This window comes from Salmonella sp. 32082101201600294FB01SM01 (assembly GCF_017572865.1).
Lineage (GTDB): Bacteria > Pseudomonadota > Gammaproteobacteria > Enterobacterales > Enterobacteriaceae > Salmonella > Salmonella enterica.
In genome coordinates, this window is record NZ_JAGESB010000001.1 from 1,252,207 (window position 1) to 1,276,033 (window position 23,827).

At 50.4% G+C, this 23,827-nt stretch carries 18 protein-coding genes and 1 pseudogene; 9 read left to right on the forward strand and 10 right to left on the reverse strand.

Going from position 1 to position 23,827, the window contains the following annotated elements; all coding sequences use genetic code 11:
* The first annotated feature begins 60 nt into the window (after nt 1-60).
* Nucleotides 61-1,512 (forward strand): Na+/H+ antiporter NhaC, encoded by a 1,452-nt coding sequence (gene nhaC, locus J4645_RS06115; protein WP_001276630.1) that lies wholly within the window; start codon nt 61-63, stop codon nt 1,510-1,512.
* 12 nt (nt 1,513-1,524) lie between these two features.
* Nucleotides 1,525-2,727 carry a MalY/PatB family protein gene (locus J4645_RS06120; RefSeq protein ID WP_023376788.1) on the forward strand — a complete coding sequence of 401 codons (1,203 nt, stop codon included), beginning with the start codon at nt 1,525-1,527 and terminating at the stop codon, nt 2,725-2,727.
* Nucleotides 2,728-2,840: 113 nt separating this feature from the next.
* Here J4645_RS06120 and glgX read toward each other — a convergent pair whose 3' ends face one another.
* The 6 genes and pseudogenes from glgX to J4645_RS22385 form a co-directional block, all read right to left on the reverse strand.
* Nucleotides 2,841-4,916: a glycogen debranching protein GlgX gene (glgX, locus tag J4645_RS06125; RefSeq protein WP_023215034.1), complete on the reverse strand. Its 2,076-nt coding sequence runs from the start codon at nt 4,914-4,916 to the stop codon at nt 2,841-2,843.
* 56 nt (nt 4,917-4,972) lie between these two features.
* Nucleotides 4,973-7,501: a malto-oligosyltrehalose synthase gene (gene treY / locus J4645_RS06130; protein ID WP_023215035.1), complete on the reverse strand. Its 2,529-nt coding sequence runs from the start codon at nt 7,499-7,501 to the stop codon at nt 4,973-4,975.
* Entirely contained in the window at nt 7,498-9,282 is a 1,785-nt protein-coding gene (treZ, locus tag J4645_RS06135; protein ID WP_000095563.1) for a malto-oligosyltrehalose trehalohydrolase, read from the reverse strand. The genes treY and treZ overlap by 4 nt, the downstream gene beginning before the upstream one ends.
* A 128-nt stretch (nt 9,283-9,410) precedes the next feature.
* Nucleotides 9,411-10,196 carry an OBAP family protein gene (locus J4645_RS06140; RefSeq protein ID WP_000698596.1) on the reverse strand — a complete coding sequence of 262 codons (786 nt, stop codon included), beginning with the start codon at nt 10,194-10,196 and terminating at the stop codon, nt 9,411-9,413.
* A 142-nt stretch (nt 10,197-10,338) separates the two neighbouring features.
* A complete protein-coding gene (gene hdeB / locus J4645_RS06145) occupies nt 10,339-10,668 on the reverse strand; it encodes an acid-activated periplasmic chaperone HdeB (RefSeq protein ID WP_001032161.1) in 330 nt (109 codons plus the stop codon).
* Between the two features lie 234 nt (nt 10,669-10,902).
* Nucleotides 10,903-11,135, reverse strand: a pseudogene (locus tag J4645_RS22385) (efflux RND transporter permease subunit); the annotation flags it as partial.
* A 300-nt stretch (nt 11,136-11,435) separates the two neighbouring features.
* Here J4645_RS22385 and J4645_RS06155 point away from each other — a divergent pair.
* Nucleotides 11,436-12,071, forward strand: a complete 636-nt coding sequence (locus J4645_RS06155) for a hypothetical protein (protein WP_000778345.1) — start codon at nt 11,436-11,438, stop codon at nt 12,069-12,071.
* A gap of 134 nt (nt 12,072-12,205) precedes the next feature.
* A complete protein-coding gene (gene hlyE, locus J4645_RS06160; RefSeq protein WP_001545517.1) occupies nt 12,206-13,117 on the forward strand; it encodes a hemolysin HlyE in 912 nt (303 codons plus the stop codon).
* Between the two features lie 120 nt (nt 13,118-13,237).
* Here the strand turns inward: hlyE and J4645_RS06165 are convergent, their stop codons facing one another.
* Nucleotides 13,238-13,669 carry an OsmC family protein gene (locus J4645_RS06165; RefSeq protein WP_000152297.1) on the reverse strand — a complete coding sequence of 144 codons (432 nt, stop codon included), beginning with the start codon at nt 13,667-13,669 and terminating at the stop codon, nt 13,238-13,240.
* 511 nt (nt 13,670-14,180) lie between these two features.
* Between J4645_RS06165 and bdm the strand changes: the two genes are divergently transcribed.
* The 4 genes from bdm to adhP all read left to right on the forward strand — a co-directional run bounded on the left by bdm (nt 14,181) and on the right by adhP (nt 17,799).
* Entirely contained in the window at nt 14,181-14,396 is a 216-nt protein-coding gene (gene bdm, locus J4645_RS06170) for a biofilm-dependent modulation protein (RefSeq protein WP_000495700.1), read from the forward strand.
* Nucleotides 14,397-14,490: 94 nt separating this feature from the next.
* Complete coding sequence (gene sra / locus J4645_RS06175) at nt 14,491-14,634, forward strand: stationary-phase-induced ribosome-associated protein (protein ID WP_000841559.1); 144 nt, start codon at nt 14,491-14,493, stop codon at nt 14,632-14,634.
* Between the two features lie 176 nt (nt 14,635-14,810).
* Nucleotides 14,811-16,508 (forward strand): NAD-dependent malic enzyme, encoded by a 1,698-nt coding sequence (locus J4645_RS06180; protein WP_000450509.1) that lies wholly within the window; start codon nt 14,811-14,813, stop codon nt 16,506-16,508.
* Nucleotides 16,509-16,788: 280 nt separating this feature from the next.
* Nucleotides 16,789-17,799, forward strand: a complete 1,011-nt coding sequence (adhP, locus tag J4645_RS06185) for an alcohol dehydrogenase AdhP (protein ID WP_000642447.1) — start codon at nt 16,789-16,791, stop codon at nt 17,797-17,799.
* Nucleotides 17,800-17,889: 90 nt separating this feature from the next.
* Here adhP and fdnI read toward each other — a convergent pair whose 3' ends face one another.
* From fdnI to fdnG, 3 genes are read right to left on the reverse strand one after another with little or no spacing between them, the layout of a single operon-like run.
* Complete coding sequence (gene fdnI / locus J4645_RS06190; protein ID WP_000045657.1) at nt 17,890-18,546, reverse strand: formate dehydrogenase-N subunit gamma; 657 nt, start codon at nt 18,544-18,546, stop codon at nt 17,890-17,892.
* A complete protein-coding gene (fdxH, locus tag J4645_RS06195) occupies nt 18,539-19,423 on the reverse strand; it encodes a formate dehydrogenase subunit beta (protein WP_000061599.1) in 885 nt (294 codons plus the stop codon). Before fdxH ends, fdnI begins: the two co-directional genes overlap by 8 nt.
* A 13-nt stretch (nt 19,424-19,436) precedes the next feature.
* Nucleotides 19,437-22,484, reverse strand: a complete 3,048-nt coding sequence (gene fdnG, locus J4645_RS06200) for a formate dehydrogenase-N subunit alpha (protein WP_077912246.1) — start codon at nt 22,482-22,484, stop codon at nt 19,437-19,439.
* 277 nt (nt 22,485-22,761) lie between these two features.
* On the opposite strand from fdnG, the gene yddG reads away from it, so the two are divergent.
* Nucleotides 22,762-23,643, forward strand: coding sequence for an aromatic amino acid efflux DMT transporter YddG (gene yddG, locus J4645_RS06205; RefSeq protein ID WP_000203786.1), 882 nt, complete (start codon nt 22,762-22,764; stop codon nt 23,641-23,643).
* The last annotated feature ends 184 nt before the right edge of the window (nt 23,644-23,827 follow it).

A 23,827-nucleotide genomic window follows, 5' to 3' on the forward strand; every position in this document is an offset into this window, starting at 1 on the left:
CACAGTAGTGAGAAGCGTATCCCCCTACCCTTGAGCTACCTTACTGACCGGAGCTCCATTATGAGTGCATCACAAAACAAGAAGAAAACGCTGTCATTGGGTTTAGCGCTAATCCCAGTCATCTCCATGTTGTTACTGTTGATTATCGGTTACGGCATCATGGGGCTACGTATCGAACCGCTCCTTCTGTGCTCTGCGGCGGTAGCGGCAGGCATTGCATGGTGGCAAGGATACTGTTGGGAAGACATCATCAACTCAGTGGTGGATAAGCTGGCTAAAGCAATGCCGGTTATCATGATCCTGATCTGCGTGGGCGGTTTGATTGGCACCTGGATGTTTAGTGGCACCATTCCCTACATGGTGTACTGGGGGCTAAAACTCATAAGCCCGGAATATATTTTGATTGCAGCCTTCTTTTTAACCAGCGTGGTCTCCGTCTGTACCGGTACATCGTGGGGATCCGCCGGGACGGTTGGCGTTGCGTTAATGGGGGTTGCCGCCGGGCTGGACGTGTCTCTTGCAGCAGCAGCTGGCGCCGTCGTTTCTGGCGCTTATTTCGGCGACAAAATCTCACCGTTGTCCGACTCGACTAACTTTGCCGCGATTGTCGCAGACACTACTCTGTTTGAGCATATTCAGCATTTACTTTGGACGACCCTGCCAAGTTTCCTGCTTGCCGCCGTGGTTTATCTTATCGCCGGACACAGTAATATGCTGGGCGAGGTGGCCACGCCGCAGCGCGTTACGGACATCATCCACTCGCTGGAGTCGCTATACCATTTTAATATTGTTCTTATTTTGCCGCCGGTGATCGTACTGTGGGGCGCAATTCGCAAGAAGCCTGTCATCCCATTAATGTTAAGCGCCTGCGTACTTGCCTTATTCCTCGGCGTCATCATGCAGGGACTGAGCATCAAACAGGGACTGGACGCTTTCATTGATGGATTTGATATCGCCATGTTCCCACAAGGCGCTGAAGGTGTCGTGGCCGATGTTCCGCGCCTGCTAAACCGGGGCGGAATGTTCTCGATGATGGGAACAATACTGTTAGTTTTCTGCGCTTTTTCATTTGCCGGAGCGCTAACGTTAACCGGCGCGTTAACGATCATCATTAACCGGCTGCTGACTATTATTCATAGCGTTGGTCAGCTCATTGCCGCCACTATCGGCACCACAATTTTGGTCACAGGAGCGACCAGCGACGGTAAACTGGCATTGTTAGTTCCCGCCGAACTGTTTAAAGATGCCTATCGTCGTATGGGGCTGGATACTAAAAACCTTTCACGGACGATAGAAGATGCCGGTACCGTTATCGAACCTCTCCTGCCGTGGACCTCGGCTGGTGTCTACATGGCGACCACGCTGGGCGTTAGCACGCTTGATCTTCTGCCCTGGGCTATCCAGTGCTATGCGGCGATCTTCTTCGCATTAATTTATGGTTTTAGCGGAATTGGTATTGCCAGAACTGCCTCCGCTTCAGAAAAGTCGCCGCAAGCGTCAGTGACGAAATAATAAGGAAACAAGATGGATTTTAACCAGATTATCAATCGCAACAATACTGGTTCGGTAAAGTGGGATTTTATTGAGCGTCACTTTGGCGACGGCGCTGGAAAACTGCTGCCGATGTGGGTTTCTGATTTCGATTTTGCCTGCCCGCCTGAGGTTCAGGCGGCATTGCATCAGCGAATCGAGCACGGCGTATTTGGCTATAGCGAACGCGATGAGGCCTATTTTAACGCCCTGCTTCACTGGTTTTCATCACGCCACCAGCTCACGTTAAAACAAGAATGGGTATGCAGCGTGGAAGGCGTCGTACCAGGGTTGGCGCTCTTAGTGCAAATGTTGACGCATCCAGGCGACGGCGTAGTGGTACAGGGGCCATACTATGGCTCCTTCGCCAAAATAATCACGCTTAATGGTAGAAAACTGCTGGAGAATCCCCTTAGTGAGTCGCCGGACGACGGTTACCAGATGGATTTTTGCCAACTGGAAAGGCTGTTTCGCCATGAGCGCCCTCCGCTGATGATTTTGTGTAATCCACATAATCCAACCGGGCGTTGCTGGTCGGCCAACGAACTGGAGAAACTGCTTTTATTATGTGAAGCTTATGATGTCACTCTCATCTCGGATGAAATATGGGCCGATCTATTGCTGCCCGGCGAAACCTTTACCTCGGTACTGCATTTAGGGGAGCGCTGGCATAAACGGGTCATCTCCGCCACTGCGGCCAGCAAAACATTTGGCTTATCGTCGTTGCGAATTTCTAATTTTCTCATTCCCGATCCTACGCTTCGCCAGCGTTTTCTGTCTCGTCTGGACGCTCATGGGCTGGACGTCTTTAACGCCCTCTCCGTTCAGGCGGCGACTACCGCATGGAATGAAAGCAAACAGTGGCTGGATTCGCTACTGGATTACCTGGCGGAAAACCGCCGCTGGTTTGTTGAACAGGCGACAGAGCACCTTCCTTGGGCAAGAATTGTCCCGGCGCAGGGAACCTATTTATTATGGATGGATTGTAAAAAACTGGGACTGGATGACGAACAGCTAAAATGGGTAATGGCGGATGTCGCGGGTATTGCTCCTTCAATGGGCAGCGGCTTTGGCCCGGCGGGCAGCGGATTTATCCGTTTAAATCTGGGATGTCCACGTACCTACCTTGAAATGGCAATAGACGGCCTGAAGCGAATATCGGTGAAGACAATCAAAGGAATACCAACAGGCGGATGAATTTTTCGGGCGGTAAACTGACACCGGGGTTATTTCTGCGGCATGATATCGCCTGAGCGCCAGTAAAAAAACCGGCCATCAAGGCCGGTTGGGTCCGGAGCGCGGTTTTACTATCAGGGGCGTCTGAATAACACGATACTGCGCCCGGCCAGATCGAAATCCATTTCTTCGGTAATCCGCATTCCCTGCTGCGCGTTATCGGCAGTCGTCAGTTCAAGTACCCAGCCGCCTTCTCCCCACATCGGAATACGGAACGGTACGCTGCCTTCAAACGGATTGAAAAGCAGTAAGGCGTCATGCCAGATCCCCGCTTCCGGCTGGAGATCGGGACGACTAATGCATACGCCTATGGTCGATCCCTCATCCCATTGTTCGGATTGCTGCGCCCCTCCGCCGGCGTTAAACCAGCGGATCTCCAGACCGTCACGCCAGCTCTCCCGGCGCAGCAACGGTTGCGTGGCGCGCAGTTGAATCAGATGACGGGTAAACTCCCGTAGCGCATTGGCGGTTTCCGGCAAATTATCCCAGTGGACCCACGATATTTCACTGTCCTGACAGTAGCCATTGTTATTGCCCATCTGACTGCGGCCAAACTCATCGCCCGCTAATAACATCGGCGTGCCGTGCGAGAAAAGCAAGGTGGTCAGGAAATTACGTTTCTGTTGCTCGCGTATCGCATTGATGCCTTCGTCGTCGGTTGGCCCTTCTGCGCCATAGTTACAGGAGCGGTTATCATTATGCCCGTCATTATTATCTTCGCCATTGGCTTCATTATGTTTGTCGTTATAAGACACCAGATCGTTCAGCGTGAAGCCGTCATGGGCAGTAATAAAGTTAACGCTTGACCAGGGGCGACGGCCGCGCAAATCATAGAGATCGCCGGAACCCAGCAGGCGTGCGGCGAAATCATTTGTGACGTTGTCACCTTTCCAGTATTCGCGTACCGTATCGCGGTATTTATCATTCCATTCGCCCCACCCTGGTGGAAAGCCGCCAACCTGATAGCCGCCCGGTCCGATATCCCAGGGTTCGCCAATCAGTTTCAGTTTTGCCAGTACCGGGTCTTGCGTTACCGCATCAAAAAAGCCGCCTCTCTGATCAAAGCCTTCCGGCTCACGACCAAGAATGGTGCCCAAATCAAAACGAAAGCCGTCGACATGCATTGACTCCGCCCAATAGCGAAGGGAATCCATCACCATTTGCAGTACCCGTGGATGAGAGGTATTGACGGTATTACCTGTCCCTGTATCGTTAATGTAATAGCGATGCTGATCGGGCATGGTGCGATAGTAAGAGAAGTTATCGATACCTTTAAATGACAGCGTGGGACCAAGCTCATTCCCTTCTGCCGTATGGTTATAGACCACATCCAGTATCACTTCGATGCCGGCATCATGGAAAGCGCGCACCATATCGCGGAATCCCTGAATACCTTTTGGACCATAGTAGCGCGTCGCCGGTGCAAAAAAGCCCAGCGAGTTGTATCCCCAGAAATTTTTCAGTCCTTTATCGAGCAGATGCTGATCGTCCGGGAACCAGTGAACGGGTAAAAGCTCGACGGAGGTAATCCCCAGACTTTTAATGTAATCCACGCTGGCTTTATGCCCCATGCCCTCAAACGTACCGCGTATAGGCTCAGGGATCGCGGAATTAAGCTGGGTAAAGCCTTTTACATGCGTTTCATAAATAATGGCGTTCGACCACGGTATGGAAGGCCGTTGTCTATCCTCCCAGTTAGCCTCAGCCGGATCAATCACCCGGCATTTAGGCGTAAATGGCGCGCTATCCTGGTCATCAAAGGTCAAATCTTTATCGTCATGAAGTAATTGATACGCGAAATGCGCATCGTTCCACTGAATATCGCCCACCAGCTCACGGGCATAAGGGTCAATAAGCAGCTTATTGGGGTTAAAACGATGACCATTTTCCGGGTCATAAGGACCGTAAACGCGGTACCCATACAGCGCGCCGGGCTGCAACTTCGGGACATAGCCGTGCCATATTTCGTCGGTATATTCCGGTAACTCCAGACGAGCGATTTCATGCTCCCCGCTCGGATCGTAAAGACAAAGCTCGACGCGTTCCGCATGGGCGGAAAAAATAGCGAAATTCACACCTTCGCCGTCATAATTTGCGCCAAGCGTATGGTTGTATCCTGATCCGATTTCAAAAGCCCTGTTTGTTGTCATTCTCTTTCTCCACCCACGGTAAACGTTGTCCTGTCACGGCACATCAACACATAAACTCAGTCGCTCATTAAAACCAGTACGCCGCCCTGATGTGAGGCCAACGACAGGCGTTCACCAGGCATTAACCTCTCCTGGGTAAGCACATTGCGATAACGATGCTGATTAAGCTGTCCGGGTATAATAATGTCGGTTCCTGCCCAGAAACCGCTATGCGATTGTGACAATAAGCCGTCACATTCGGCGAACACCAGTCGGGGCGCAACAACAATCAGCGCATCATCATGATTGACTCTGGCGTAAGCGATGACCTTGTCGGCACGCTGACCAACAGCCCGCAGCGGTATATAGTCGCCAAAACGGAAGAGCTCATGATTCTGCTGACGCAAACGCAGTAATGCAGCGGTGACATACTGATTCACCTGCCCGTTCAGCCAACTCTCTTCGCACGAGAAAACTCCCGGCGTTAGTTGGTCTAACTGCTGCGCCAGCGTGGCGAAATCCGGTTCGCGGCGGTTGTCGGGATCGACAAGACTAAAATTTAACGCCTCGCTCCCCTGATAGATATCAGGTACCCCCGGCGCGGTTAATTTGATAACGGTCTGCGTCAGGCTGTTAACCAGCCCTGCGCGGATGAAGGGTTGCAAGGAACGATAAAAATCCTGCAAAAATGTCTGATTATCCGGCGCCAGTAAATAACGGGCGTAATCAAGCATTGCCGTTTCGTAAGCCTCATTACTGTCCACCCAATCGGTACGTAGCTTCGCTTCGCGTAGCGCTTTCTCCACAAAGGCTTCAAAGCGTATTTTCAGCGCGTTTAAACCTGTTTCGTCCTGTGGTTGTAGCATCGGGGGCCAGACGCCGGTCAGCGCCTGATATAACATCCACGTATCCGCCGATTTTGGCGCAGTGCCATCATTCAAAAATTTGACATGGGTCTGGTTCATCTGCCGCCAGCGGGCAAGGCATTCGCTCCACTGTTCCGGCGCTTCGGTAAGCGTATACAGCCGTGCTCGCGCATCCTCGCCTCGCTTGGTATCGTGGGTCGACGTACCGGATAACGCGTCAGGCTGTCGCGCCTGTCGGGTTTTCATCTCATGGTGAAAGCGTTCAATGGAGAAGTGATGCGTGACGGGCTCGGCGCCGACTTCATTTAACGCCAGTCCCATGTTTTGACGAAAGAAAAGCGTATCCTCTACCGATTTCGCCATCAGCGGACCGGTGAGTTGTTGGAACCGAACGCGAAACTGTGTCGCCTCCTCCAGGCTGGAGGTGGGAACATCGCCGGTAAGAAGGCGGCTCAGAAATGTAAGCGCTTCTGGCTGCGGAGGGTTTTCAAGCGTCTTTACCCGTTCCACAATACGATGTAACAGGCAAATATCGGTCGGCGGTAGCCCTTCTGCCGTGCCGTAAGTGCGATATACGGGAAAGGCAATTAATAACTCGCGTAACGCCTGCCGAACGACGCTCTCTTCCTGTGCGATCTGTAGCTCGCTGGCAATCGACAGCGCAAGCGCGAGCAGCCGGGTAAATTCCCCCTCGAAATTGCGATCGACCATCAGCAATTTAGCTGCCCGTAATTCCGCCCGCATATCCACTGGCGCGCCTTTAACGGTCTCGTAAGCCTGGCGCAGATTGTCTATCTGCTCATCGTCAACCAGCACCTCCGCCAGCGAGGCGATGAATTCATAGCCTGTGGTGCCGGAAACCGGCCAGTCATCAGGAAGTTGCTCGCCTTTAGCGAGAATTTTTTCCACGGTGATATAGCACGCCGGCCCCACTTCCTGACGTAAACGCGCAAGATAGGCTTTCGGATCGGCAAGGCCGTCGATATGATCGATACGTAAACCGTCAACCGCCCCCGTTCTGACCAGCTCCAGAATCAGCCGATGTGTATCGTCGAAGACGGTTTTATCTTCCACCCGCATTCCTACCAGCCCTGTGACCTCAAAGAAACGCCGATATGAAAGCGAGCGAGCAGCATCGCGCCAGGACATTAATTTCCACGGCTGGCGCTCATGCAAATCAGCAATAGCGGCTTTATCGGTAAGCGCCAGTATTTCGGCCTCGCGCCCCTGCCATGTCGCCGGCGCAAGCGGATAATAGTTATCATAATAGGCGAACGCGGGTTTACCCGTAGCGGGATCGGGCTTGATCGCAATTTCTCCGTTTTCCAGCACGGCGTCAAACGTGTCGCCTAAAAAAGGCAGCGTCAGTCGGCGCGACCAGTCAATATCGAAATGGCGCGCGTAACGGCTCTCCTTGCCATATTCAAGCACGTCGCGCCACCAGGCGTTTTCTAGCGAGCTGGCCATGTGATTAGGCACAATATCGATGATCAATCCCAGACCTTGCGCTTTAAGTTCGGCCACCAGTCTTTCAAATCCTTCGCGCCCGCCAATAGAAGGCTCAATCTCATTCGCATCGGTGACATCATAACCATGCGTTGACGCTTTGGTGGCGGTAAAGATGGGTGAGGCATAAAGATGGCTGATACCCAGATTTTTAAGATAAGGCACCAGCGCCGCAGCGCGATCGAAGGTCATGCCATTGCGAAACTGAAGGCGATACGTTGCAGTTGGGATCATGATGCAGACTCTCCCTGGGCTAAGCGGACAATAAGAGAATGTTGGGAAAGCGACCCGGTGGATTCATTCGGCCAGGCGAAGAGAGTCTTACCCGGTAAATCGGGCAGTAATACCGTCGTGGCGCTAATATTCAGCGCCAGTGACAGTGTTCCTCCCGGAAAACGCCAGCTAACGGCAATAAACCCGGGCGCGGTTTGCAATACCGTTCCTGAGCTCTCACGGGCAGCGGACAACAGCGGTACGATATGCTTCTGGCGCAAAAGCAGTAGTTCGCGGGTAAACGCCAGCCACGCTTTACCCTCTTCACTGTGCTGTTGCTTCCAGTTAAGTTTTGAGCGTTGAAAGGTCTCTGGCGCATTCGGGTCCGGAACATTTTCCCCTGCATGATCGGCAAACTCTTTTGCGCGACCTTCACGAACGGCGCGGGCTAAATCCCCATGGAAATCGGTAAAAAAAAGAAAAGGACGGCTTTCGCCATACTCTTCGCCCATAAAAAGCAGCGGAATATGCGGTGAAAGCAGCAACGTGGCGAGCAATACTTTTGTTCGTTCAGCTCCCGCAAGGGTTATCAGTCTGTCGCCCTGGGCGCGGTTACCGACTTGATCGTGATTCTGAATAAAATCCACAAAGGCGACCGGGGGTTGTCCGGTACTTTTTACGCCGCGAGGTTCGCCGGTTTGTGGTGAAATTTCTCCCTGATAAGCGAATCCTTCGGCCAGCGCTCTTGCGAGGTGTTTTTCCGGGGCATCAGCAAAATCGTTGTAGTAGGCCTGGGTCTCTCCGGTCGCAAAAACGTGGACGGCATTATGAAAATCGTCATTCCATTCGGCGGTAAACAGCGGCGCATTGCCACCCTGATCACGGGGATGCAGAGAAATAATATTGCGGCTATCTTCGGTGGTCAGATGAATGGGTCTGTCGGTAATGTCTTCCCGAATACGTTGTGCGATTTCAACCAGCACATGCCTGGCGCTACTGTCCTCAATCTGATCGATAGCGTCAAAGCGTAAGCCGTCGAGATGGTATTCTGTCAGCCAGTATAACGGCGCCTCGATGATATAGCGCCGCACGGCGTCGACATCATAGGCGATACCATTTCCCCACGGCGTCATGCGCTCTTTGTGGAAAAACGCCGGCGCCAATAGCGGTAAATAATTTCCCTCCGGGCCGAAATGGTTCAGCACAATATCCAGGACGACGGAAAGACCATACCCATGCGCGGCGTCAATAAACGCTTTGAAATCATCCGGCGTCCCATAGGCTGAATGCGGCGCGTAAAGCAGTACGCCGTCATAGCCCCAGCCGCGTTCGCCGCCAAATTGCGCAACGGGCATCACTTCAATAACGGTAACGCCGAGTTCAGCGAGATAAGGCAGCTTCGCTATTGCGGCGCGGAAGGTTCCTTCCGGAGTGAACGTGCCTGTATGCATCTCGTACACCACGGCCTGCTCCCAACGGCTACCTTTCCACCCGGTGTTGCGCCACGCGTAGCTGCCTGGATCAACCACATATGACGGACCGTTGACGTCAGTTTTTTGGGCGCGGGAAGCCGGATCGGGGACCACCATGCCATCGCTGAGTACAAAATTATACTCCGTACCTGGCGTCACCCCGGAGACGTCCAGCGTAAACCAGCCGTCACCGCTCGCCTGCATTTCCTGGTCTTTACCCGCAAGCCTGAGCATAACCTTTTGCTGACCGGTGGCCCAAAGACGAAAGCGGACAACATCAGCGGCGATATATTCAGCCCCCCAGCTTTTGCAAAAAATTTTTGAACTCATTTATCGCTCCGTTTAACCCATAACCTCTACAGCATCCGAAGAACAAGCATAGACTATGGGGCTAATCTTTACGTGACACTGTCACTTAACAGGCGTTCTTTTTCGTATCTGCGTGTAAAAGCGTGGAATTATTGTCGGGATTGCTCAGATGTACCGAAGTGCGCGGTATCGCCTCGCCCGTGTTCGCCAGCGCCCTGAACACGCTGTAGCTGGATAACCTCTCCCTGCTCCCAGGCGTTAGCCCCCTTGATAACGGGATGTTCAGGCAGATCCTGCCGCTCGCGTTTAATGGCCTGGGTATCAATTCCCAGACGGCGATCCCGATCGGCCAGCAGCGCGGGGTCAAGCTGCCCGTCGCCAGTAAAGCCCATCATCAGCGCAGGGATACCCATTGGCAGGGTTTTATCCCGGTCGGTATGCCAGGTGTGCCAGGTCTTGCCATAGGTATTAACAATCTTACTCATCAACGCCTTATCAGCGACCTGCGGTAAGCCAGGCGCCACCAGGCTACCGGATTTCACCTCGTACTGGTGGCTGTGCCACAGTTTTTTCTCCTCGGGAGGAAGCGTTTTAAATAAACGTTCGCTGATAATGTACTCCACCCCCATCAGGCGCGCGTTTTTCGTATTGCCGTCGTAAATCACCGCCTGCATGACATCTTCGTTCAGGACGGTAACGTAATGGTGCGCTTCCATCTGTCCGTTTTTATCACCGCTATAAAAATGGAACCCGTCAAGGTAGGTACTGATGGCATCGACAGGTGGTCTGGATTGAATAGCCGCCGCGCCTGTTTCCAGGGTACGTAATTTGGCAGATGTTTTTTCCCCGGGAATAGGCGTTTGCGGCGGCGTATTATTGGCGCCACATCCGGCCAGAAAAGGAATGATAAAGAGTGCCAGCGGTAAAATTTTCATTAGGTCTCCATATAGTGAAAGGGCTCTAATGAAAATAGTGCAATACCACGTGATTGGTAGAAGAAATGGAAGATGTTATTTGTGACGGTGTCACAAATAGTAAAACCCGACACACAGGCCGGGTTTTGATATCAGTTTACTCTTATTTTGAGAGTTCTTTCTTGATTTCGTCTTTTATTTTGCTTAATTCACTCTGCGGGTTTTTCTTACAAAGCTCAACGGCTAGCGGCACTGCTGTCGTCTCAGTTTCCTGGAAATCAACGTAGTCCCCGCCTTTAAAATCTTCATCTTCATTCAGCACCCAGAAAGCGACTGGCGCCATCGTCTGCGGATTGAGGTCAACAAACTCCTGGCAGCTCATACCTTTAGGCGTAACGTTTGTTTTAGTAGTATCTGTTGCCGCATTCACGCTAACACTGGTTACCAGCGCTGCCACGATAATACCTGCTGTAGCAAGGGAGAATTTATTCATTGTTGTTGCTCCAATAATTATATAAATAACCTCTACATCTGCGCGTTAACCCGTTAATGTAGAACGCAGAAAATAATACCCCTCCTCTCTCAGGAATAAAGATCACCCTCCGTGATATGGCTATTATTGATATTTACGTTGACTGATTTTGATGTTTGATGAATAAAGCAACATGGCGAGCAGATTTTAGGGCGAAAAAGTAGACCACGACAATAGCAAATGACGTGGTATGCACTACGTTGAGCTGATGAAAGAGAACTTCGCTCTGACATGCTGTCGCAATCGCGCCAGCCAGACACAAACGGTGGGCAGAACAAACATCGTAAACAGATTGCCTGTCAGCATTCCGGAGGCAACCACCAGCCCTGGCCAAAACGGCTTGCGGCGTCTACGCCGCTGGCGAACCCTATCAGGGCTAAACCAACCACTATTGCCCCGGTAGTCATCAACACCGGGCGCAATCGGATCTACAATACAATTTCATAGCATTTACAGATAGTCGGACAATTTCAGGTTTCCGTAATCATAAAAAACACCTTTCGTACACAAACTGTATACTTCCAGTAGATTTATTGTTATTTAGCACTATAACTGCAAGCAGTTGAATCCAAAGGGTAATAATTCAGGCATTATTGGAAGGGTAATTTACATTATTAAGATAAATAAATGCTTATCGGTGAAGTGAGCGACGTTTAAGTTTTGTTGTAACCACGGCTTTATACTTTTTACGAGTGCTATTTTTTTTGGCTAATTAAAAGGTAAAGTTAATGAAACTATCCGTAACATTGGCGTTTTTCGGTTACATGATGGCATCCAGTTTAGCACAAGCTAGCGATATCAATATGTGGCGTGAACCCAAACCTGTTGTGAAAGAGGGTAAATATTACAGCTTAATCATGGATCGTGGCGAGTTGCAGAAAGCAGTAAAAAGCAGCAATAACAACTATCTCTTTTCCGAAAAAGGTGCAGGAGTGAAACCGCTGGTATTGATCGGCTCCCCGGTAGAGATTAGCGAATTTATGTTGCAAAATAAAACTCGCAGTATTGAAAACCACATTAAAGGTCTACCTGACATTTATATTGGAGTGACAAAATATAAACCCAAACAACGTTTTACCGGCTTATTTCCGCTGCAGGATATATTGACTCAAACTGTTGATCAGGTATCGAAATTTGTGCCCGGTACCGATATCACCGATGCGGTGGGAATCCCCGCCGACCTAAAAGCATTACAGCAAGCTATTTTGGCTATGAAGCCAAAAGATAAAACCAGCAACAATATACTGTACGTCAAATTTAGCTACTTACCGGAAGATGGGATGGTGAAAGTAGGAAGCAAAACAGTTTCTTTTGGTCGTATTCTGGAGAAAATGCAGCAGAGTAATCGTACCCTGCGTAGATAAGCAGGAAGCTGGCAGTATTTCCAGCTTCTGGAATGTTAACTTAAGCTACAAAAGCTGTCTGGAGGTAATAGATAGAAATAAGTTATAAAACAATAGCTTAATTGCAATTTATATATTTAAAGAGGCAAATGATCATGACCGGAATATTTGCAGAACAAACTGTAGAGGTAGTTAAAAGCGCGATCGAAACCGCAGATGGGGCATTAGATCTTTATAACAAATACCTCGACCAGGTCATCCCCTGGAAGACCTTTGATGAAACCATAAAAGAGTTAAGCCGTTTTAAACAGGAGTACTCGCAGGCAGCTTCTGTTTTAGTTGGTGATATTAAAGTTTTGCTTATGGACAGCCAGGACAAGTATTTTGAAGCGACACAAACTGTTTATGAATGGTGTGGTGTCGTGACGCAATTACTCTCAGCGTATATTTTACTATTTGATGAATATAATGAGAAAAAAGCATCAGCCCAGAAAGATATTCTCATCAGGATATTAGATGATGGCGTCAATAAACTGAATGAAGCGCAAAAATCTCTCCTGGCAAGTTCACAAAGTTTCAACAACGCTTCCGGAAAACTGCTGGCATTAGATAGCCAGTTAACCAATGATTTCTCGGAAAAAAGTAGTTATTTCCAGTCACAGGTGGATAGAATTCGTAAGGAAGCTTATGCCGGTGCTGCTGCAGGCATAGTCGCCGGTCCATTTGGATTAATTATTTCCTATTCTATTGCTGCGGGCGTGATTGAAGGGAAATTGATTCCAGAATTGAATAACAGGCTAAAAGCAGTGCAAAATTTCTTTACTAGCTTATCGGCTACAGTGAAACAAGCGAATAAAGATATCGATGCGGCAAAATTGAAATTAGCCACTGAAATAGCAGCAATTGGGGAGATAAAAACGGAAACCGAAACAACCAGATTCTACGTTGATTATGATGATTTAATGCTTTCTTTACTAAAAGGAGCTGCAAAGAAAATGATTAACACCTGTAATGAATACCAACAAAGACACGGTAAGAAGACGCTTCTCGAGGTTCCTGACGTCTGATACTTTTTCATTCGCTCCGTGTACTTTTAACGCCCGATAGCGTGAAGAAAATGAGAGAGGGAGAAAAAGCGATATTCAACAGCCCGATAAACAAGAGTCGTTACCGGGCTGGCGGAGTTATCAGGCGTTAAGCTGGTAGTCGAGGGTGATTTCCGCATTCAGAACCTGCGATACCGGGCACCCGGCTTTTGCTTTCTGGATGATTTGATCGAAAGTTGAAGCATCAATATCTGCTACCGCGACTTTGCTTTGTAGCGCAATTTTGGTAATGGCGAAGCCCGCCTCCACCTTATCAAGCGATACGTCAGCGGTGGTGTCAATGGATGTCGGCGTAAATCCAGCCTCTCCCAGCATGAGTGATAGTGCCATGGAGAAACAGGCCGCATGTGCGGCGCCAATTAACTCTTCCGGGTTGGTCCCCTGCGCGCCTTCGAACCGGGTATTGAATCCATACGGTTGTTGATTAAGCACGCCGCTTTCTGTTGATACAGTACCTTTACCCCGTTTGATGTCGCCTTCCCAGTGTGCCTGACCTTTCTTATGGATTGTCATTTTTGCTCTCCTGTTGGCTCAAAAAATAAAGTATAGACCATGCTGCTAATCTGCGTTGTCCATGCCGATGGATGTAGCATGTTGTCAATTACCCGCACTTCAGATATAGAAAATAGTTGTATGCTTTTTCAGTGATGGATATTAAATCAACAGGCCTCCCTTTCTTTAAAGAATATATCCCTCCTTTTATCCTTACGTTTTCTTCCGGAAGCGTATTCCACTATGTATATTTTTATTCAAATTAAGATTTGTCTTATCTCGTTGTAATAAAAGATAAAAATCGCAATAACTAGCCTTTTAAATGTATATTAATTGACCACTATTTGTATGAGGATATGTAATTGGCAAACGTAATATATTTTCTTCTGGGGTAAACAATTAGAGTTCCGCCTTGCGTTAAAATAACTCCAGGACTAATCTTAACCACAGCCGCAAAAATATTTGCCATGCTGAATACGAATTAATTTTCTGCGAGCCGTACTAAATAAATACATGTTCACGGAGGCATTATATGTTTACTTATCACTCAGCAAATACCTCAGCAGCACAACCGGCCCTGGTCAACGCGATTGAACAAGGATTACGCGCGGAGTTAGGCGTTGTCACTGAAGATGATATTTTAATGGAGCTGACCAAATGGGTTGAGGCTTCCGACAATGACATCCTCAGTGACATCTACCAGCAGACCATCAACTATGTGGTAAGCGGGCAGCACCCTACTCTGTAAAACCTGCTATGCTGTATCGGCAACCTTAGGGGTTACGTTTCTTTCGCGTAAGCGAATTTGTCCTTAAAACTAGCAACAGGATTGAGGAGTTAACATGAAATCGAACCGTCAGGCTCGTCATATACTTGGACTGGATTACAGAATTTCCAACCAGCGTAAGGTTGTTACTGAAGGCGACACCAGCAGCGTGGTGAATAACCCAACCGGCAGAAAGCGCCGCGCCGATAGCCAAAAGTAATCGTACAGTCCTGAAATGACGTTAAACACCATTGCATCTGCAATGGTGTTTTTGTTTATAGGAATGACCTTAACGTCTCACAATGCTTTATACTCAGGGTCGGTTCCCTGGTGGAAGGCAATATATGATGATAAACGACGGTGCCAGGGACAGTTATTCGAAAAAGAGTGAGTAACATGGAAACTACAACCAAGAAAGCACGTTCCCTTTATATCCCTTACGCTGGCCCTGTATTGCTGGAATTCCCCCTGTTAAACAAAGGCAGCGCTTTTAGCGTAGAAGAGCGCCGCAACTTCAATTTGTCAGGGCTGCTGCCGGAGGTCGTCGAGTCGATTGAAGAACAGGCCGAACGCGCCTGGCTCCAGTATCAGGGGTTTAAAACAGAAATCGATAAGCATATTTACCTGCGTAACATCCAGGATACCAACGAAACGCTCTTTTATCGACTGGTGCAAAACCATCTTGAAGAGATGATGCCGGTTATCTATACCCCGACCGTGGGCGCGGCCTGTGAGCGCTTCTCTGAGATTTATCGCCGGGCGCGCGGCGTATTTATCTCTTATCCGAACCGTCACAATATGGACGACATTTTGCAGAATGTGCCTAACCACAACATTAAAGTTATTGTGGTGACGGATGGCGAGCGGATTCTGGGGCTTGGCGATCAGGGCATCGGCGGGATGGGGATCCCTATCGGTAAGCTGTCATTATACACCGCCTGCGGCGGCATTAGTCCGGCCTATACCCTTCCCGTTGTGCTGGATGTCGGCACCAACAATCAACAGTTACTCAACGATCCGCTTTACATGGGCTGGCGTCATCCGCGCATTACCGACGATGAGTATTATGCGTTTGTCGACGAGTTTATTCAGGCCGTTAAGCAGCGCTGGCCAGATATCCTGCTACAGTTCGAAGATTTCGCGCAGAAAAACGCAATGCCGCTGTTGACGCGCTATCGTGATGAGATTTGCTCCTTTAACGATGATATTCAGGGCACCGCAGCCGTGACCGTCGGTACGTTGATCGCCGCCAGCCGCGCTGCCGGCAGTCAGCTTAGCGAGCAGAAAATCGTTTTCCTCGGCGCGGGTTCCGCCGGATGTGGAATTGCTGAACAGATCATCGCGCAGACTCAGCGTGAAGGTTTAAGCGAAGATGCCGCTCGACAGAACGTTTTTATGGTCGATCGCTTCGGCCTGTTGACGGACCGGATGCCTAATTTATTGCCGTTCCAGGCAAAACTGGTGCAGAAATGCGACAATCTCCAGCACTGGGATACCGAAAATGACGTGCTGTCGCTGCTGGATGTGGTGCGTAACGTGAAGCCGGATATTCTGATCGGGGTTTCCGGCCAGACCGGGCTCTTTACTGAAGAGATCATCCGCGAGATGCATAAGCATTGCCCTCGCCCAATCGTCATGCCGCTCTCTAATCCCACCTCTCGCGTGGAGGCCACGCCACAGGACATTATCGCCTGGACGGAAGGCAACGCGCTGGTGGCAACCGGCAGCCCATTCTCGCCGGTCATCTGGAAAGATAAGATTTATCCGATCGCACAATGTAATAACGCCTATATTTTCCCCGGCATCGGTCTGGGGGTTATCGCTTCCGGCGCATCGCGCATTACTGATGAAATGCTGATGTCAGCCAGTGAGACGCTGGCGAAACATTCTCCGCTGGTCAATAACGGCGAAGGATTAGTGTTGCCAGCGCTTAAAGATATCCAGGTCGTGTCGCGCGCTATCGCTTTTGCCGTAGGCAAAATGGCGCAGCAACAAGGTGTAGCGGTGAAAACCTCTGCGGAAGCGCTGCAACAGGCGATTGACGATAACTTCTGGAAACCGGAATACCGCGACTACCGTCGGACTTCCATTTAATACGTACCCGGCGGTGAATGCCGCCGGATATCACTTCTTCTTTAGTTTTGGCGAGTCTGTCGACACACCTGAATTCCTTTCCCTGCTTATTTGTCAAGCTACTAATATTAGCCACCTTTATGTATTGAACGGGGATTTATCAGGATAATCCTGGCTAAACTATTACATTGTATTTCTGCCGCCTTGCATAACTCATCAGAAATATTAATCCTAAAGAGGTAATAGCACCTTACCTGCTATTACCTGCTATGCAGTTCACTATTAATAAAAGGAGAAGGTTATGAAAGCTGCTGTTGTCACACAAGATCATCAGGTTGATGTTACTGAGAAAACGCTGCGTCCCCTTCGCCACGGTGAGGCTTTGCTAAAAATGGAGTGCTGCGGCGTATGCCATACCGATCTACACGTGAAAAACGGAGATTTCGGTGACAAAACCGGCGTCATTCTGGGACACGAAGGCATTGGCGTCGTGGCGGAAGTCGGTCCTGGTGTCACCTCGCTGAAACCCGGCGATCGCGCGAGTGTCGCGTGGTTTTATGAAGGATGCGGACACTGTGAGTATTGCAATACGGGCAATGAAACCTTATGCCGCAACGTGAAAAATGCCGGTTACACGGTAGATGGCGGCATGGCCGAAGAGTGTATTGTCGTCGCGGATTATGCGGTGAAAGTACCGGAAGGTCTGGACTCTGCGGCGGCAAGTAGTATTACCTGTGCGGGCGTTACCACCTATAAAGCGGTGAAGATTTCTCATATTAAACCTGGCCAGTGGATTGCCATCTACGGTCTGGGCGGTCTGGGTAATCTGGCCTTGCAGTACGCGAAAAACGTCTTCAATGCGAAAGTGATCGCCATTGATGTCAATGATGGACAACTGAAACTGGCCGAGGAAATGGGCGCAGATCTGACCATTAATTCACGCACGGAAGATGCGGCTAAAATTGTGCAGGAAAAAACCGGTGGCGCGCACGCAGCGGTGGTTACCGCGGTCGCTAAGGCGGCGTTTAATTCCGCAGTAGATGCCGTTCGCGCCGGAGGCCGCGTGGTGGCAGTCGGACTGCCGCCAGAAGCCATGAACCTTGATATCCCTCGCCTGGTGCTGGATGGCATTCAGGTTGTCGGTTCGTTGGTGGGGACACGCCAGGATCTGACCGAAGCTTTCCAGTTCGCGGCGGAAGGAAAAGTCGTACCAAAAGTCGCTCTACGTCCGCTTGAAGATATCAACGTTATTTTTAAAGAGATGGAACAGGGACAAATTCGTGGCCGTATGGTCATCGATTTCCGTCGTTAAACGATTTGCTGTGGCCGTCTGAGTATACAGACAGCAGATGAAAACAAGGCGCTACCAGGATAGCGCCTTGTTTATCAGATCGCGAAAGAATTACTGAATACCTTCTTCGCTCTCTTTTTTTGCTTCCGCCTTCTCGATTTCACGATACCAGCGTGGATGATGTTTCTTCGCCCAGCGACGGCTGACCTTCCCTTCGATCATGCCTTTAATCGAGCCTTTCACCCAAAATGCCATATACATATGGATGAGGATCGCGTGCATTAAAATAATGCCCGCCGCCGCATGAATTAACAGGCTATAACGCACCACCTGCATGGGGAAATACTGCGCGAAATACGGACGCCAGATAATCACGCCAGTCACCAGCAGCACAAAAATCATGCTCATAATGGACCAGAACATCATCTTCTGTCCGGCATTGTATTTGCCGACATCCGCCACCTTATGCTCATTGCCTTTCAATACTTCGACAATATTTTTCAGCCACGGAATATCTTTTTTATCCGGGATGTTGTGGTGGACGAAACGCACGAACATAAACATCAGCGCGATGAAAATGGCAATACCGAAGAACGGGTGCAAAATACGTCCCATCTGCGGCGTGCCGAAGGTTTGCGTCAGCCATTGTAGCGTCGGGAAGAAAAACGAAATCCCCGACAGCGCTACCAGGAAGAAGCAGATCACCACCGTCCAGTGACAGGCGCGGTCGACAAATTTCGTGCGCACAATCATTTTCGACTTACTCATGATGATCCTCCTCATCGTCGTCCGTTTCTTTATTCGGGCCAATACCGATGTAGTGGTAAATCAGACCGGCGAAAGTGGCGATAAAGCCCGCTGCGGCCAGCGGTTTTAGCGCCCCTTTCCACAGATTGATTGAGGTATCGATCTGCGGATCTTTCGGCAAGCCGTGGTACAACTCCGGCTGATTGGCATGGTGCAGCACATACATGACGTGCGTACCGCCGACGCCCTGCGGGTTGTAGATACCGGCATGTTCAAAGCCACGCGCTTTTAACTTCTCCACGCGTTGCTCACCCAGTTCCAGCATCTCTTTTTTGGTGCCGAAGTGAATAGCCCCGGTCGGACAAGTTTTGACGCAGGCCGGTTCCTGGCCCACGCTGACGCGATCGACGCAGAGCGTACATTTATAAACGCGGTTGTCCTCTTTGTTGAGGCGCGGAATATTAAACGGACACCCGGCGATACAGTAACCACAGCCGATACAGTGTTCAGATTGAAAATCAACAATCCCGTTCGCGTACTGGATGATAGCCCCGGCAGATGGACAGGCTTTAAGACAGCCTGGATCTTCACAGTGCATACAACCATCTTTACGAATCAGCCACTCCAGCTTGCCGTTCTGCTCGGTTTCGGTAAAGCGCATCACCGTCCAGGACTTGGCGCTGAGATCGGCAGGGTTATCGTACACCCCGACACAATGACCAACGTTATCGCGAATATCGTTCCACTCAGAACAGGCTACCTGGCAGGCTTTACAGCCGACACAGGAGGAGACGTCGATCAGTTTCGCGACTTCGGCTTTGTAATCACGCGCCTGTGGAGGCGGCGTGATGGCGTTTGTTGCGGACCGTTTAATAATGTCCTGCGTTTCCATAGACATATGTTCGCCTCCCTTACGCCTTCTCGATGTTAACTAAAAACGCTTTGTATTCCGGCGTTTGCGAGTTGGCATCACCGACATTTGGCGTCAGAGTATTGGCGATATAGCCTTTGCGCGCGACACCCTCAAAGCCCCAGTGAATCGGGATCCCCACCGTTTCAACCTGCTGACCGTTGACATGCAGGGTGCGAAGACGACGAGTTACCACCGCGACCGCGCGAATAAACCCGCGTTTACTGCTCACCTTCACATAGTCGCCGTTAGCAATACCTTTCGCTGCCGCCAGCGTCTCACTGATCTCCACAAACTGTTCCGGCTGAGCGATAGCGTTAAGTAGCGCATGTTTGGTCCAGGTATGGAAATGCTCTGTGAGGCGGTAAGTCGTGCCCACGTACGGAAACTGCTCCTTCTTACCCATACGCAGCGCATCTTCTTCATACAGACGCGCCGCCGGGTTCGAGACCACATTCGGGTGCAGCGGGTTAGTGCCCAGCGGCGTTTCCATCGGCTCGTAGTGCTCAGGGAACGGTCCTTCCGCCATCTTATCAATAGCAAACAGACGTCCCAGCCCTTCCGGCTGCATGATAAACGGATTGGTCCCGCTCCCCGGCGCCGCGTTGTTAAAGTCCGGAATATCGTTCCCTGTCCACTTCGCGCCGTTCCACTGGATCAGCATCCGTTTTGGATCCCACGGTTTACCCTGCGGATCCGCCGAAGCGCGGTTATACAATACGCGACGGTTTAGCGGCCACGCCCACGCCCAACCCAGTGTATTGCCAAGCCCTGACGGGTCGGCGTTATCACGCCTGGACATCTGGTTGCCCTGCTCCGTCCAGCTACCGGTATAAATCCAGCAGGAGGAGGATGTCGTACCGTCATCGCGCAGTAATGCAAAACTGCTCAACAACTGGCCTTTCCTGGCAAGCAGTGTACCGTTGGCGTCATAGAGATCTTCCAGCGCATAGCCGTTGTTCTCTTTCGCCACTTCTTCCGAATGCGGTTCATCCGGCTGCTTGTAATTCCAGCTCATCTTCAATAGTGGTTCGGCGCCTTTACCGCCTTCTGCGCGATACATTTCACGCAGACGATGGTAAATACCGGCCAGAATCTCGCCGTCGTTACGCGCTTCGCCCGGCGCGTCCTGACCCTTCCAGTGCCACTGTAGCCAGCGACCGGAGTTAGCGATAGAGCCATCCTCTTCCGCAAAACAGGTAGACGGCAGACGGAAGACTTCGGTCTGAATCGTTGTCGGATCGACATCGTTAGATTCGCCGTGGTTCTGCCAGAATGTTGACGTTTCAGTCACCAGCGGATCGATAATGACCAGATACTTCAATTTGCTTAAGCTTTGCACCACTTTGTTTTTGTCCGGGAAGGACGCCACCGGGTTAAAGCCCTGACAGAAATAGCCGGTGACTTTCCCGCTATCCATCATGTTGAAATATTTGATCACGTCATAGGACTGATCCCACTTAGGCAGCCAGGCAAAACCCCAGTCATTCTCTTTCTGCGCCGCATCGCCATAGAAAGATTTCATCAGGCTGACGAAGAACTTAGGATAATTACCCCAGTAGTTGACCTGATCGGCCAGCGTCGCTTTGGGGGTATTCGCGGCCAGATAAGTTTGCAGATCGGCCTGTTTTTCTGACGGTAGCGTCAGGTAACCCGGCAGGCTGGTGGAGAGCAGTCCTAAATCCGTTAAGCCCTGAATATTAGAGTGGCCGCGCAAGGCGTTCACACCGCCGCCAGCCATCCCCATATTGCCGAGCAGCAACTGGATCATCGCCATGGTACGGATGTTCTGCGCCCCGACGGTATGTTGCGTCCAGCCCAGCGCATACAGGAAGGTGGTAGTGCGATCCGGAGCGCTGGTAGAGGCCAACACCTCACACACCTTCAGGAAGTCCGCTTTCGGCGTACCGCAAATGTTTTCCACAACGTCCGGCGTATAGCGCGAAACGTGCTGCTTCAGCAGATTCCACACACAGCGTGGGTGCGTCAACGTTTCATCACGTTTGGCATAGCCGTTTTCATCGAACTGGTAGTTCCAGGAGGATTTATCGTACTGACGCTTTTGGGCGTCATAGCCGCTGAAAAGACCGTCATCAAAGGCAAAATCATCCCGCACCAGCAGGCTGGCGTTGGTGTAATGCTTAACGTATTCAGCGTTGATTTTGTTATTTTCGATCAGGTACAGCAAAACGCCGGACAGAAAGGTAATGTCTGTACCGGAACGTATTGGCGCATAGATATCCGCCACCGACGCCGTACGCGTAAAGCGTGGATCAACGACAATCAGCGTCGCATCGTTATTGTTTTTCGCTTCCATCGCCCAGCGGAAACCCACCGGATGCGCTTCTGCGGCATTGCCGCCCATCACCATCACGACGTTGGCGTTTTTAATATCCACCCAGTGGTTGGTCATCGCACCGCGACCAAATGTTGGAGCAAGACTTGCTACCGTTGGTCCGTGTCAGACGCGCGCCTGGTTATCTACCGCCAGCATACCGAGAGAACGGGCAAACTTCTGCGTCAGCATACCCGTTTCATTGCTGGCCGCCGAGGCGCACAGCATCCCGGTAGAGAGCCAGCGGTTAACCGTGACGCCCTGCTCATTCTTTTCAATAAAGTTGGCGTCACGATCGGCTTTCATTAATTTAGCAATACGAGTGAAAGCGTCATCCCAGCTAATGCGCTGCCACTTGTCGGAACCCGGCGCGCGGTATTCCGGATAGCGTAGGCGATCTTCACTGTGAACATAGTCCAGCAAACCGGCCCCTTTCGGGCACAGCGCGCCACGGCTTACCGGATGATCCGGGTCGCCTTCAATATGGTAAATCGCTTCTTTCGCGTTTTTTGCCCCATCTCCCAGGCTATACATTAATAGCCCGCAACCTACGGAACAGTATGTGCAGGAGTTACGGATCTCTTTTGCGCGCAACAGCTTATAGTTTCGCGCCTGAGCCAGGGCCATTTTAGGGGTAAAACCCAGTGCGGCCACCGTTGTTCCCGCCATACCGCCCGCGCAGATTTTAAAAAATTGTCTGCGGCTGACGTCCATTGCTTTCCTCTTTTTTCCACGGATGCACGCCTCCTTCGAACTGCAGCAAAACCTCAGTCCAGGATGCGTGTATAACTTCGCGAGGAAACTAACAGCAAAATCGATAACTTTTTTGCGTCAAATCAATATTGAAACGGTTCCGCTATTAAATAGCCCTATTTTTAAACTGCAATAACTCCAGGGAGGTACTAAAAAATGACACTGCATGGCATCGCACTCGGAAAAAGTGCTATAAGTGGCAGTTTATTTTGCGCGGTATTCAGGACAGTCACAAAGCATGACATCACAAAAAGCAACGCTAATAGGGCTTGTTGCCATCGTTCTGTGGAGCACGATGGTTGGGTTAATTCGCGGCGTCAGCGAAGGTCTCGGACCGGTAGGCGGCGCAGCCATGATCTATTCATTAAGCGGCCTGCTGCTGATTTTTACCGTCGGATTACCTGATATCCGTCGTTTCCCGGGGCGATACCTCATCGCAGGCAGCGTACTGTTTGTCAGTTATGAAATATGCCTGGCGCTTTCTCTCGGTTATGCCGCCACTCGCCATCAGGCTATCGAAGTCGGCATGGTTAACTATTTATGGCCCAGCCTGACTATTCTGTTTGCCATTCTTTTTAATGGGCAAAAAACTAACTGGCTTATTGTGCCTGGATTGCTTATTGCACTTACTGGCGTTTGCTGGGTTCTGGGGGGCGAGAATGGTCTTAATGCCGGAGAAATTATCAACAATGTCGCCACCAGTCCGCTAAGTTATTTACTGGCATTTCTTGGGGCGTTTATATGGGCGACGTACTGCACGGTCACCAATAAATATGCGCGTGGTTTTAACGGTATCACCGTCTTTGTGTTACTCACCGCCGTGGCGCTGTGGTTCCACTATTTTCTTACTCCGCAACCTGCCATGATATTTAGCCTACCGGTGATTGCTAAACTTTTTACCGCGGCATTAACGTTAGGGTTTGCCTACGCCGCATGGAATGTGGGCATACTTCATGGCAATGTGACTATCATGGCCGTAGGGTCTTATTTTACCCCCGTCATGTCCTCTGCTCTGGCCGCGCTGTTACTCAGCTCACCACTGTCATTCTCCTTCTGGCAAGGCGCAGTCATGGTTTGCGTAGGCTCGCTACTTTGTTGGCTGGCAACGCGGCGGCGCTAATAGCGACGGGCGGGCCGATGTTGATATTAAATCGACCCGCTGTACCTTGACACTCTTCATAACACAACTACGCTTTTATCTATCGCCTGTGTGTATTTGACGATTTTCCATTTTCACGTGCTCCTCCTGCGCCATACCAGTATGCGCTGGTAAAAATGAATTTTATAAAATCGTTAAATATGTT